This is a genomic window from Bacillus sp. (in: firmicutes) (assembly GCF_031983925.1).
In the GTDB taxonomy this organism is placed as follows: domain Bacteria; phylum Bacillota; class Bacilli; order Bacillales; family Bacillaceae_G; genus Bacillus_A; species Bacillus_A pacificus.
Genome location: NZ_DALYZR010000001.1, coordinates 1 through 13,564, shown reverse-complemented (window position 1 = coordinate 13,564; position 13,564 = coordinate 1). Strand labels below are relative to the sequence as shown.

The following is a 13,564-nucleotide window of genomic DNA, read 5'->3' as shown; positions in this document are numbered from 1 at the left end:
GAGATTACCGAAGACAAAAGAAGAAAAAACACACCGTTAGGCAAATAAGGGGAGGACATTTAAAATGATCGAAATTAAAGTACCTGAGCTTGCAGAATCTATTACTGAAGGAACTATCTCACAATGGCTTATCAACGTAGGCGACAAAGTTGAGAAAGGTGGCAGCGTTGTTGAGCTTGAAACTGATAAAGTCAATGTAGAAATCATTGCAGAAGATTCAGGTATTGTATCGAAGTTACTAGGCGAACCTGGGGATACAGTTGAAGTTGGCGCAACTATCGCAATTTTAGATGCAAACGGAGCACCAGTTGCAGTAAGTACACCTGCACCGGCTGCTGAGCAACCAAAACAAGAAACAGCTGAAGCACCAAAAGCTGAAGCACCAAAAGCTGCGGCACCAAGTGCTGAACAAACTGCAACTTTACAAGGTTTACCAAATACAAACCGTCCTATCGCATCACCAGCTGCTAGAAAAATGGCTCGTGAATTAGGAATCGACTTAAACGACGTACGTAGCACAGATCCACTTGGACGTGTGAGACCACACGATGTACAAGCTCATGCTGCAGCACCAAAAGAAGCACCAGCTGCTCCAAAAAGTCCAGCTCCTGCTCCAGTTGCAAAAACTGAATTTGAAAAACCAGTTGAGCGCGTGAAAATGTCCCGCCGCCGTCAAACAATTGCAAAACGCCTTGTAGAAGTTCAACAAACATCTGCAATGTTAACAACATTTAACGAAGTTGATATGACTGCAATCATGGAATTACGTAAAGAGCGTAAAGACGCTTTCGAGAAAAAACATGATGTACGTCTTGGTTTCATGTCATTCTTCACAAAAGCAGTTGTTGCAGCATTAAAACAATTCCCATTATTAAATGCTGAAATTCAAGGTGACGAGCTTATCATTAAAAAATTCTATGATATCGGTATTGCAGTAGCAGCTCCAGATGGATTAGTTGTTCCAGTTGTACGCGATGCGAACCAATTAAACTTCGCTGAAATCGAAAGCGAAATTCGTGAATTAGGTAAAAAAGCACGTGATAACAAACTTTCATTAAAAGAACTACAAGGTGGTACATTTACAATTACAAACGGGGGCGTGTTCGGTTCTCTAATGTCAACACCGATCCTAAACAGCCCACAAGTTGGTATTTTAGGAATGCACAAAATCCAAGTACGTCCTGTTGCCATTGATGCAGAACGTATGGAAAACCGTCCAATGATGTACATCGCTTTATCTTACGATCACCGTATCGTTGATGGTAAAGAAGCAGTTAGCTTCCTTGTTGCTGTTAAAGATATGCTTGAAGATCCAAAATCATTATTATTAGAAGGTTGATAGATTAATAATCTATTATATAAAGGCTGTAGAATACATAATTCTACAGCCTTTTTTTCGTTCATACGGGACAAATCGCATGACATAAGCTAATAATGTATGCCTATAACGTAAGGAGGATTAAAATGAGTAACCTTCCAATTCATGCAAAATTGAAAGCAAATAAAGATACCTTCTTCCTTCCCGACTCAAACGGGGGTGTCTATTTTCGAAATAACGCCAGTTCATTTCGTATGGACGGTGATGGAATTTATAATTGGATTGAAAAATTAATGCCGATGTTTAACGGTAATTATTCTTTAGCAGAAATAACGGATGGTCTCCCTCTTCCCTATCAAAATCGTGTACTTGAAATTGGAGAGATTTTATATACAAATGGCTTTGTCCGTGATGTAAGTCAAGACGCACCTCACGAATTAAACAGCGCATTACTTGATAGATACGCTTCGCAAATTGAATTTCTAGAAGCAGATTCTCATTCAGGCGCATTAAAATTCGAAACGTACCGCAAAGCGAATGTCCTTATAATTGGTTCTGGAGATATGCTTACTTCCTTAGTTTCTTCTTTATTAGAATCCGGATTACCTACCTTTCATTACCTTGTGACAGATTATGAAGAAACGAATTACGACCGCATTCATGAGCTAATAGAACTTGCACATGAAGTGGATGATACTGTACTTGTTCAAGAAATAGATACGACAATTGATCGTCCTCTGCATGAAGTATTCGAGCCTTTCGACTGGATTTTGTACGTTTCTCAAAATGGAGATATTGATGGCCTAAGAGCAGCTCACACGATTTGCAAGGAAGTAGGAAAGAACTTTATACCAGCCGTCTGTTTATCAACACTTGGTATAGCTGGCCCTGTCGTAATGGCTAATCGTGAAGAATGCTGGGAATCCGCATGGCATCGGCTACATGAAACGACTTTACAAAATGAAAATTCATCAGCCGCCTTCTCTCCTATTACATCTGCAATGCTAGCAAATATAATCGTTTTTGAATTATTTAAGCATGTTGCTGATGACTCACATCGAGAAAAGAATCCACAATTCTTTTTATTAAATTATGAAACACTCGAAGGAGCATGGCATCCTTTTATAAAACATCCTCTCGCAACTGATGAAAGTTTTACAATTGATACGATAGAAGACCTTTCTGAACAACTTGAGCATCGGTCTAGCCAACATACTTCAACTGAATTATTCCGTTTTTTCGATTCATTAACTTCTAAAGAAGCTGGTATATTCCATGTATGGGATGAACAAGATTTATATCAATTACCATTATCACAATGCAATATTCAAATAGCTACACCGCTATCAGATGGCCCTGCTTCCCTCCTGCCTCTTATGACTTGCGCTGGTTTGACTCATAACGAAGCGCGCCGAGAAGCTGCTTTAACAGGAATTGAAACCTATGTAGCAGAAATTATACACCGCCTTATCCCTGAACATAACGATATCGGTATTGGCGCTGGAGAAACGATGACAGAGGGTGTATACCGGGCATTACAACAACATTTAAATCACAAATTGTATGAGCGACAGTCACACACGCTAGAAGAAATTACGACGGTCGACTTAACTGAAATTCATGATAAACATTGTAGATTTTATTACGATGCCCTCGCTACAATTCATGAAACACCAAAAATCGCAATGGGTGAAGAGATTCTCAGCTTTCCAGTCGTTTGGGTCGGTATAAATAATCATTGGTACGGTGCATCTAATATTAATACGACGTTAGCGTTACGAAACGCACTACAACTATCACTTCTCCACAATCAAAATGAAGAGACTCCTTACAGAACTAATATTTTGCCTGAATCCTCTATCATTTTATATGATACTGATTCTTTTAGATTAGAAATACAAGAGGAAGAAGAAATTCCAAGTACGCAATCTGTACAGCTCGCCTTACAACATTTAGAAGAACATAATTTCTATCCATTTGTATTTGATTTGGCAATTGAATCATTTTTGAAAGAAAACTTAGATGGTGTGTACGGGGTTTTAATTGCAAAGGAGGATAGTCTATGACTCAAAATATATTACTTATAGGAGATGGCCTTCTTGCAGACTATGTACATGATCAATTATGCAAACAATATTCCATCATTCGGCAACACACAATTGCAGACGAAATCCCTGAAAATATCGACCTCGCTCTCGTATTACACGACGGCTCTCCTTCTACGATTCATCATGACGCTGAGCTAACTTTCCGGTCAAATCATATTCCGTGGCTACGTGGTTTTACTTCATTTGGTGAAGGGGTTATCGGTCCTTATATTCATCCTCTTGCAGCGGGATGTACTCATTGTGCCGATGGACGACGCTTTATCGCTGGATTTGATCAAAAAGAAATGTGGGAGCTACAACGAAAATATGCGGTAAAGGAAGAAAACGTAACGAGGCGTGATGTACGTGCCACCCAAAATGGCATTCTGCAAATGTGCCATCTTATTTGCGCAGAAACAGAGAAAATATTAACTCATACTCATTCTTCTTTAGAAAATGAACTCATTTTACTAAACTTACAAACACTGCAATGTACGCGGCATTCTTTTCTTCCAGATCCGCTCTGCCCTGTATGTAGCAATTTACCTGATGACACTGCAGATGCAGCAGCGATTTCATTACAACCGAGCTTAAAAACAAATGATGCAACATATCGCTGTCGTTCCATTCATGAACTAAACACATTTTTAACGAGAGATTATTTAGATTACCGCGTCGGTATGTTGAACGGAAAAATGCAACATTCTTTACTACCATTTGCTGACGTTATTATAAACATGCCATTAATGTTTGGAAATGAAGGGGTTGCAGGCCGAACTCTTTCATTTGCAATAAGTGAAGCAACTGCCATTTTAGAAGGTTTAGAACGATATTGTGGTATGTCACCTCGAGGAAAAAAGACAAATGTGCATGGTAGTTTTCATGATTTAGAGGATTATGCACTAAATCCCCTTACGCTCGGTGTACATACAAATGAACATTATAATCGTGATGGTTTTCCATTTAAACCGTTTGATCCTGACTATGAACAAAACTGGGTATGGGGATATTCATTGTCACAAAACCGGACGATTTTAGTTCCTGAATCAATCGCTTATTATAGCCTCGGTCATCGAGATGCTTACGTATATGAAACATCAAATGGCTGTGCCATTGGTGGTAGCTTAGAAGAAGCGATTTTTCACGGCATTTTAGAAGTTGTAGAGCGTGACGCCTTTTTGCTCACTTGGTATGCTGAATTACCTCTTCCCCGCCTTGATCTTAGTTCAGCAAATGATACGGAATTACAATTAATGATCCAGCGGCTGTACACGATTACCGGTTATGAATTGTATGCTTTTAACGCAACGATGGAACACGGTATCCCGAGCTTATGGGTAATTGCGAAAAATACGCGTGAACATGGAATGAACGTTGTTTGTGCTGGAGGCTCTCATTTGGATCCCGTCCGTGCTTTAAAGAGTGCCATTCACGAAATAGCAGGCATGTTACTCATAACAGACGATGAGCTCGAACAAAAAAGAGAGCACTACGAAAACTGCTTACAAGACCCTTATCTCGTTAGCCAAATGGGAGACCATAGTATGTTGTACGGATTGAAAAAAGCAGAAGAACGTCTTCACTTCCTTTTACGTGACGATGCTCCGGTGCAATCGTTCCAAGAAATGAATGTATTACAATCAGTTGATCTAGATTTAACATCCGATCTTCATCAACTTTTAAACCGTCTAGAGCAAACTGGACTTGAAGTAATCGTTGTAAATCAAACAGTACCTCTTATAGAAAAAAACGGATTACATTGTGTAAAAGTCATTATTCCAGGCATGCTACCGATGACATTCGGTCACCATCTCACTCGGGTTACAGGACTGGATAGAGTGTATACTGTACCGATGACACTTGGGTATACAAATGAACCTTTAACGAATGAACAATTAAATCCACATCCGCATCCGTTTCCATAGTAAAGGAGGGGATTTTATACAGCTAGATACTTTTTTACATCATCTCCATTTTTCTATCGATAAAATTATGCCGAATCAGGAAGTGGACTGGGAAGATGCACCGCTTCCTTATAAACTATATCGAAATGTACCTATCATTCCTCTCTCTTTAGAAATCCCATTATCTTTACCTAACTCTTCTACTACACCTACTTTGAATGAGATTGGTCATTACCTTTGGTGCTCATTTGGTTTAACACAGTTATGTCAGCTAAATAGCGAAAAAATTTTATTCCGAAGATCTATCCCTTCAGGCGGCGCTTTATATCCAAATGAATTGTATATATATTTAAAAATTGACGATTATCCAGACGGCATTTACCATTACGACGCCGCGCATCACCGACTTATCTTAATTCGCGAAGGAAATTTCGATTCTTACCTTACAGAAGCACTCGGCAATCGTTGTAACTTACAATCTTGTTTTGGTGCTGCATTCGTATCCACCATGTTTTGGAAAAACTTCTTTAAATACAATAACTTTTCATATCGACTTCAAGGATTAGATAGTGGCGTTCTCATCGGACAATTACTTGAATGTGCCAAACAATTCGGTTACACAAATGGCGTATACTTTCAGTTTCTAGACCGGGCAATCAACCATTTACTCGGACTGTCAGAAGGCGAAGAAAGCGTGTATGCTGTCCTTCCTTTCAGTACAGAACCGCAAACGAATTGGTTTCACAATGATTACCGTGAAATTAAAACAGTTACTTCTCATGAGCTATTACAACAAATTCCGCCTTTAGCACATGAACATTTCGTTCGCTCAAAGCATGTAAATGAGTATCCGATGATAACAAAAATAAATGAAGCTTCTATGATCGAATCGACAGCACAGTTCCAAACACTAGCTCATGAAGAGCACTTTCAACATCATGCGCACGCTGTACAACTGCCGAAAGTAGAGCGTTTATCTTATGATTTCTTACAACTTTGCAGAAAACGGTATTCCCCTGATGCTGACTTTATTTTAACGAAATGGGATGCAGCCGAGCTCGCTACTTTACTACAAGAAGCGAGCCTCTCCTTCCCTTACTACAACGACCTTGATGGTCAGTATGTAAATGAAAATGCGCGCGTTTCCTTATATGGATGTTTTTATAACGTAAAAGATATAGAAAACGGCGCTTATTCTTATAATAGTAAAACGCATTCCATACAGCCACTTCGATATGGAGACCTTCGTTATCCCCTACAATCTAGTATGACGATGGATAATGTAAACCTTTTTCAAGTACCGCTTTGCCTACATGTAGTCGGAAAGAAAGATTACTATACAAATGCATTAGGCTACAGAGGATACCGTATTCACCAAATGGAAGCGGGTATACTCGTTCATAAACTCGTTTTCGCCGCGACCGCAATGGGGATGGCTGGGCATCCTTTACTTAGTTTTGATACAAATTCATGTGATCAGTTGTACGGGATAGAGGCTGGGAATGAAACGTCACTTATTCAAATTCCTGTTGGAGCTTATCGAGCACGGAATTGGTTAAAAGGGGCTTTGCGTAATTAGAAGCACGCCGGCTATCGGCGTGCTTTTTTAAAGGACTTAATTTACAAAACGCGAAATAAGTATATATTCTTACATAAAAGGAGAGTTTAACTTGAGCATTTTACAACGATTAATCCAGCAAGCAAAAAATCCGCGCGGGACAATTGGTTCTTCCATGCTTTGTATTATGAACACTGCACATACGAGACTAACAAATTGGGCTTTACAAAAAATACATATACGTAAAGATGCGATTACTTTAGATATTGGTTGTGGCGGCGGTAAAACGCTACATACTCTTTCCAAACGAATTCCACTTGGGAAAATATATGGAATTGATTATGCAGAACAAGCTGTTGAAAACTCAAAGAAAGCCAATATACAGGACGTAAAAACAGGAAAAGTAATCATTCATCAAGCAAGTGTCTCCTCTATTCCTTACAATACAAACTTCTTCAACCTCATTACCGCTTTTCAAACACACTACTTCTGGCCTGATGTGGAACAAGATATAAAAGAAGTATTTCGCGTCCTACAGCCGAACGGATCCTTTTTATTAGTAGCTGAAACTTTCAAAATTCAATATCATATGGAGAAATATAAAACGACTGAAGAATTAATAAACTTATTTTATAAAACAGGATTTAAAAGTGTGAAGTGCTATGAAGAAAAAGGATGCCTTTGTGTAATAGGAACCACGTAAAAAAAGCAGGCCCTTTGAGGTCTGCTTTTTTTACTAGATTAATTTGAAAATGCTCTTTATTTGTCTCGCAAATAACCAGTTTTTCGTACCGTAGTTATCATTTAAACTATCTAAATTGATAGTTTGTCCGTTAGCAAACTTTAATTCTAGCGTTGTATTTTTATCGTTTGTTTTTAAGTTACTATGTGTAATGGCATCATACTTTAATTTTTCAATTTCAACATATTCGTCTTTTTCTTGTCCGATCACGACATGGTCTTGGAAGAAGAAAAAGACTTCTACTTTCTTACCGAAACAAAATACATTTTTCGTATAAATTAATGTCGCATTATCAAGTCCGACGCATACTTCTTTCATCTCTTCAATAACGTGTCCAAAGTCTTCTTCATGTCTTGTGTTTGATTCAGCAATCCATTCTTCGATTGTTTTCATATTAATTGCCATACTGTGCCCCCTGGTTCGTTCATTGCTTTGTTTTAAAGTAAATACTATATGACAATATAAGCGATACATACTATGTTTTCAAGGGTGAAAGATATATTCAAAATAAAGTTAAATTTCAAAGTAATATACTAAAAGAATCCATTTCATTATATTTCAAACGTTTGAACGAGACATTCTTCATCATCGATTAACTGTATTTTCTCATCAAATTCAATGTTTAGCTCCCTATATACTTTCTTCCAAAAAGAAACAGCTGGTACATTTTTCACAAGTTCGATAACGAAATATTGTCCTCGTTTCTCTTTTAGCAAACTCTCAATAACTTGTTTACCGATTCCTTTTCCTTTGTACTGATTCAATATGAAAATGTCATTTATACCAAAATCGTTTTCCTTCTTCAAAAATGGACGTTCCAGTAGTAATAAAAATCCTACAATCTCATTATCACTTTTAATAAAATACGGAGTGATTCCATCATTTACCCAAAACATATGTAAATCTTCGTATTCAAAAAATCCATTTGCCCCAATCGTTATATTAGAAGTGAATGTAGAAAGGTCATGAAGATATAGTGCATACAAATTACGTAATATTTCTTTTTCTGATTCTTGAACGGTTTGCAGTGTTACAAACATTTTTAATAATCCCCTTCCCCATATGTAACTATTTCCCAACCCTCTTCATTCGACAAAAATGATGATTACCCTTTAACGAAAAAAATAGCACTAAAAAAAAGTGCTATTCCGCTCGTCTTGCCGCTTGCTGAATTGGATCCCAAACGCTGTTATATGGTGGTGCGTAACTTAAGTCGACATCTTCTAAATCGTGAATGCTCATTTTATTGAAAAGTGCCATCGCGATTACATCAATCCGTTTATCTACACCTTCTTCTCCAATTACTTGTCCACCTAATAATTGTTTCGTGTCAGAACGATATAGTAATTTTAAGTAAAGTGGTTTCGCATTTGGATAATAGCCCGCCATATTGGTCGAATCTACTTTGACTGTTTTATACGGGATATGTAGTCCTTTTGCTTCTTTTTCATTTAAGCCTGTTCTTGCAAGCGTCAAATCCATAAATTTAATAATACCTGTACCTAACGTTCCTTTAAAGGCTCTTCGTTTATCCAGCATATTTAGTCCAGCAAGTCGCCCTTGTTTATTTGCAGTTGTTCCGATTGGAATATGATCATGAATTTCTTTTATAACGTGATAATGCGTGGCGCAATCACCAGCTGCATATACGTCCTGCACATTCGTTTGCATATATGCATTTACCTCGATTGCCCCTTTATGATTTGTACGTATATTTGTTCCTTCAAGAAAATCAGTATTTGGTTTCACTCCGACAGATACTAAAACAAGATCCGCTTTATACGTACCTTTATCCGTTTCAACTGCTTCTACTCGTTCATTCCCTTTAAATGCTTTTACATTTTCATTCGTTAAAATTTCAATATGATGTTTATCTGCTTCTTTATGTATATATTCCGCCATATCCCCATCATAAATTGTACCGATATGATCATTTCGTTCAATCATTCTTACTTTCTTACCAAGTTCAACGAATGTTTCTGCCATTTCCAGCCCAATTGCACCGCCACCAATAATGGTTACATCTTCAACTTTATTCGTTTCTAGCGTTTTTAATATGCACTCAGCATCCGGAATTGTTTTTAAAAGATGAACACCTTGTAAATCTCGGCCTTCCCATTCTGGCATAACAGGACGTACTCCGGTCGCAATTAATAAACGGTCATACGAAAATTCAAAAACATCTTTCGTCTTCGTATGCTCTGCGTATACTATTTTCTTTTCCGTATCTACTTTCGTTACTTCATGTCGTACTTTCGCATCAATTCCGTATTTATCACGAAACGTCTTTACATTACGCGCGATTAACTTTTCCGTTGAAGCGATAGCACCACTAATGACATACGGTAATCCACACTGCGCGTACGAATAAATTTCACCTTTTTCTAACGTCACAACATTTGCATTTTCATCGTTTCTAACAATTTGCATAGCTGCACTCATACCAGCTGCATCTCCGCCAATAATGACATAGTTCACTTTACCACTCCTTCTTTTTTACATACTCTTTACGTTTTCCATATTTTATAGAAATAACACCTACTTCCATTGTAAAGAAAGAGAATTTCATCTTCAAATTTTGTGCACAAACCTATGCCTGAATAGGTAGCCGTCGTGTCTTATAAACACTATGTTTAATATGCTATTACAGTAACAATTGAAAGTAGGTGAAACATACATGTGCGCCGGCCTTCTCGTCCAGCTCCCAGAAGAACCAAGAGAACCAAAACCCGCCCTCCCGCTTGAACAAGAGTTTACCATTAGTACAACTTTATACAGCGCTCGCGCTTGGTTATCTGACAATGACACTTTCCCACAAACTATTTGGAAATCCTCTCGTTTCTCTTCTGCATCACACGCTAATAAGTCCATCTTTCCAGTCGGTACAGTTAAAATTATAAATTTTTCTGATGATACAATAACAGTTACTATATCCTCAGAATCAGATGATACTCTAAAAATAATCGTTCCTCCTCATTCTGAAGCTGCTTTAACGTCTAGTTCTTTATCTGATGTGCAAGCAAGTACATCAGGAGGAGCAAGCAAAGTCACATTCCTCTTTCACATCTTTTTCTCAAGGGATCCTGGTCCAGCTAAATAACTATAGAAAAGGTACAGCTGTGCACTGTACCTTTTTCATATGTTCTATTCTCTTGATTTATTCAGTTCAACATTATAAGATTCAATCTTCAAACTGAGTCCCACACTTTGTACATACATTCATCCATTCAACCACCTTTTCGTTAGAAGCCAGTTATTCCCTGTGTAAAGGTTTGAATTATCGTGCTAATGTAAGACCACAGCACAATGAATGTTGCAATTCCGATTAAAACATTTGCGATAAGAAGTGTATAAATAAGGTCTAATCCGCCGTTATCTAACTTTACTATAGCGACAATTATACTAACTGACATATACGTTGTAGCCAGCCCTAATAAGATTGGTAAGAAAAAGATTAATAAAAAGCTAAACAGAAAAGAAAGAACTAATATAGCAATAGCTGGCGTCGCTATCGTTCCCCATATACCGAATACTTCAAGAAACGAAAAAGATGATTTCATCATCTTCCCACTTACAAAAATAATAAATCCGACAAATAAAGTTAAAATGAGTAAAAATAAAAAGACCGTTACAGAGTCTCCAAAGAAAGAAGGAGTAGATAAATCTGGCGCTAACGTTCTCGTAAGTGCTGCCCCAGCACTCATCATTCTATAAAAAATACACGCTCCTAAAAAACAAATAAGAACAAGACTTACAATTCCATTTCGTACTTCAATCTTGCCGCTTTTCATAATAGCTGTCGGTGCTTGTAATGCGTGTTTAAAAAACTGAAAATAGCCGCTCGCAAACCGCTTCGCTTGCTCTACCGTTTCATTTGGTCGAGTTTCCTTTTCTTGTGCTACGCGTGCCTGTTGCTCACCTTCTCCCTGTGCACTACTCGCTACTGCTCCCTCCGTTAACGAATGTCCACAATTCCCGCAAAACTTTGCCTCTGTTGCATTTTCTGTATGACACGCCGGACATTTCATTCTCGCATTCCCCCCCTTAAGTAGATACCATATAGGGTGTTACAAATTCAATATATGACTTGGGACATAAAACATGACTACAAGAAAAAGATTCTGAAATCCTTCTTCCGAAAGAAAATATATGTGCTAGCAATCTTGAAAAAAATGCTATTATGAAACAGAACAAATAACATTTTTAACAGATTGGATGAAAGACGATGGAATTGGTAAACTCAATTTTTCAAATACTCCTTACAAGCGTAATCCAATTATTTTCTTTAATTGGCGTTATCATTGTAATTGGATTTCTATTAGGCTATTTAGAATCTCTCACACGAATGTATTGGTCGAGAGCTTTCGGAAGAAAAGGATTCCTTTTAACGGCGTGGATTGGCGTTCCTATTCACGAACTTGGACATGCCATTATGTGTGTACTATTTCGTCATAAAATTGTAGCAACGCAGTTTTTCCCAACAGATACAAGTCAAGGCGCTTTAGGCTACGTACAACATCAATACAATCATAAAAGTGTATATCAACGAATTGGGAACTTCTTTATCGGCATCGGGCCTATTATTTCTGGTATTACTGCACTAATCCTTTTAATGCGCTATTTCGTACCAGATTCATATTTTTTATTTCATACAACTCTCGAAAAAACAATCACTTCTACTTCTATTAATGTAGAAATGGTTCAAAACATGCTCTTGTCGACATTCGTATTATTGAAAAGTTTATTTACAATAAATAATGTATTGAATCCTTCCTTTTGGCTATTTTTATTTATCGCCATTTGTATTTCTGCACATATCGCTTTAAGCAAACCAGATATTAAAGGATCAATAGACGGCATTATCGTCATGTTTATCGTGTTATTTTTATTCAATATAATAGCAGGGCTGTTTCAGTACGATAGTAACCAACTAATTGGCAAAGTGATGAAGTATAATATGTACCTCATTGCGTTTTCTAGCGTGGCACTATTGTTCTCTTGTCTTTCTACACTTGTTAGTTTTGGTTTTTATAAAATAAGAGGAGGGCGTTCTATTTGAACGCCCTCCTCTTATTAGTTATTTCTCTTATAATCACAATGCTCAACCGGCACACGAGCATGTCCCTCTTCATCCGTACACCATGACTGCGATTGGAAGGCAAGAAAAATACCGACCCATTCTTCTTCCTTTTCAAATTGAATAAGTATTCCTCCGTCTTGCCATATACCATTATCACCTTTCCATTTCTCTACATTCCCTTGATTCATGTGAATATCATGTATCCCGTTTCCTGGTTCGAAATGAAAGTAAGAATCAGGTGTATTTTCTTCTGGTCCCCATCTTTCACCAAACGCGTAAATAATTGCTTTTTCTTCTATTGCTCGTTTTATATAACGTTCTATTTTTTCATTTAAATCATTATCCACTCCTGCTTTTTCAGCAGGTAAAGGAATCATTTGTTTCGAATCAAATACATTACCTCTTACGTAGTCTAAAGCTACTTTCGGTTCATTGTTTTTTATTTCTGTAAAACCGAATGGTAATGTCGGTAAAATATGAATCGCCTCTGACTTAATATTGTTACTCGCAAAATATAAAACTTCTGACGGATAACTTTGCGATTTTACGTTAATTGCAATACGATAATCTACTCCTGTCTCGCCCTGTAAATGAACTTGATAATGAGGTGTTTTCCCTTTTCCAATCTTTGATTGTATAACTGTACCTTTTAACACACCGTAGTTTTTTAGGGGCATACATTTCATCTCCTATTCATCTAAAATCGGCAAGGATACCCCCTACTTCAATCGTGTGAAGGGCGATAGCCCAACGATAAGTGGGGGAGGATTTGCCGGCAGATACGGTATGGTACGTTAAAAATCGTAAGATTCTGTACCACATCAAGTATCTGAAACTTCCACCTTGCCTCCTACTTTCTCTACTTAAGTTGTTTG

The 13,564-nt window shown here is 37.6% G+C and carries 12 protein-coding genes; 7 read left to right on the top strand and 5 right to left on the bottom strand.

Annotation, left to right across the window (positions count from 1 at the left end; translation table 11 throughout):
• Positions 1-64: 64 nt before the first annotated feature.
• From odhB to RTP99_RS00040, 5 genes are all read left to right on the top strand, one after another.
• On the top strand, positions 65-1,339 hold the full coding sequence (gene odhB / locus RTP99_RS00060; protein WP_000569902.1) for a 2-oxoglutarate dehydrogenase complex dihydrolipoyllysine-residue succinyltransferase: 1,275 nt from the start codon (positions 65-67) through the stop codon (positions 1,337-1,339).
• A 125-nt stretch (positions 1,340-1,464) separates the two neighbouring features.
• Positions 1,465-3,384: a putative thiazole-containing bacteriocin maturation protein gene (locus RTP99_RS00055; protein ID WP_000067650.1), complete on the top strand. Its 1,920-nt coding sequence runs from the start codon at positions 1,465-1,467 to the stop codon at positions 3,382-3,384.
• On the top strand, positions 3,381-5,330 hold the full coding sequence (locus RTP99_RS00050; RefSeq protein ID WP_000192978.1) for a TOMM precursor leader peptide-binding protein: 1,950 nt from the start codon (positions 3,381-3,383) through the stop codon (positions 5,328-5,330). The genes RTP99_RS00055 and RTP99_RS00050 overlap by 4 nt, the downstream gene beginning before the upstream one ends.
• Before the next feature lie 16 nt (positions 5,331-5,346).
• Positions 5,347-6,888: a SagB family peptide dehydrogenase gene (locus tag RTP99_RS00045; RefSeq protein WP_041184653.1), complete on the top strand. Its 1,542-nt coding sequence runs from the start codon at positions 5,347-5,349 to the stop codon at positions 6,886-6,888.
• A 91-nt stretch (positions 6,889-6,979) separates the two neighbouring features.
• Positions 6,980-7,570, top strand: coding sequence for a class I SAM-dependent methyltransferase (locus RTP99_RS00040; protein ID WP_000025742.1), 591 nt, complete (start codon positions 6,980-6,982; stop codon positions 7,568-7,570).
• A gap of 33 nt (positions 7,571-7,603) precedes the next feature.
• Here the strand turns inward: RTP99_RS00040 and RTP99_RS00035 are convergent, their stop codons facing one another.
• The 3 genes from RTP99_RS00035 to RTP99_RS00025 all read right to left on the bottom strand — a co-directional run bounded on the left by RTP99_RS00035 (position 7,604) and on the right by RTP99_RS00025 (position 10,087).
• On the bottom strand, positions 7,604-8,014 hold the full coding sequence (locus RTP99_RS00035) for a DUF3908 family protein (RefSeq protein ID WP_000996804.1): 411 nt from the start codon (positions 8,012-8,014) through the stop codon (positions 7,604-7,606).
• 146 nt (positions 8,015-8,160) lie between these two features.
• Positions 8,161-8,649 carry a GNAT family N-acetyltransferase gene (locus RTP99_RS00030; RefSeq protein ID WP_000498241.1) on the bottom strand — a complete coding sequence of 163 codons (489 nt, stop codon included), beginning with the start codon at positions 8,647-8,649 and terminating at the stop codon, positions 8,161-8,163.
• Between the two features lie 103 nt (positions 8,650-8,752).
• Positions 8,753-10,087, bottom strand: coding sequence for an FAD-dependent oxidoreductase (locus RTP99_RS00025; protein WP_001110213.1), 1,335 nt, complete (start codon positions 10,085-10,087; stop codon positions 8,753-8,755).
• Between the two features lie 199 nt (positions 10,088-10,286).
• Here RTP99_RS00025 and RTP99_RS00020 point away from each other — a divergent pair, with 199 nt between their 5' ends.
• Positions 10,287-10,709 (top strand): hypothetical protein, encoded by a 423-nt coding sequence (locus RTP99_RS00020; protein ID WP_000332424.1) that lies wholly within the window; start codon positions 10,287-10,289, stop codon positions 10,707-10,709.
• Positions 10,710-10,851: 142 nt separating this feature from the next.
• On the opposite strand, the gene RTP99_RS00015 is transcribed toward RTP99_RS00020, so the two are convergent.
• Positions 10,852-11,637, bottom strand: coding sequence for a zinc ribbon domain-containing protein (locus tag RTP99_RS00015; protein WP_000650061.1), 786 nt, complete (start codon positions 11,635-11,637; stop codon positions 10,852-10,854).
• Positions 11,638-11,834: 197 nt separating this feature from the next.
• Here RTP99_RS00015 and RTP99_RS00010 point away from each other — a divergent pair, with 197 nt between their 5' ends.
• The gene (locus RTP99_RS00010) at positions 11,835-12,668 is read left to right on the top strand and encodes a hypothetical protein (RefSeq protein WP_046646797.1); all 834 of its coding nucleotides are present in this window, start codon (positions 11,835-11,837) and stop codon (positions 12,666-12,668) included.
• 14 nt (positions 12,669-12,682) lie between these two features.
• Here the strand turns inward: RTP99_RS00010 and RTP99_RS00005 are convergent, their stop codons facing one another.
• Positions 12,683-13,366: a DUF2278 family protein gene (locus tag RTP99_RS00005; protein ID WP_001128607.1), complete on the bottom strand. Its 684-nt coding sequence runs from the start codon at positions 13,364-13,366 to the stop codon at positions 12,683-12,685.
• Between the last annotated feature and the right edge of the window lie 198 nt (positions 13,367-13,564).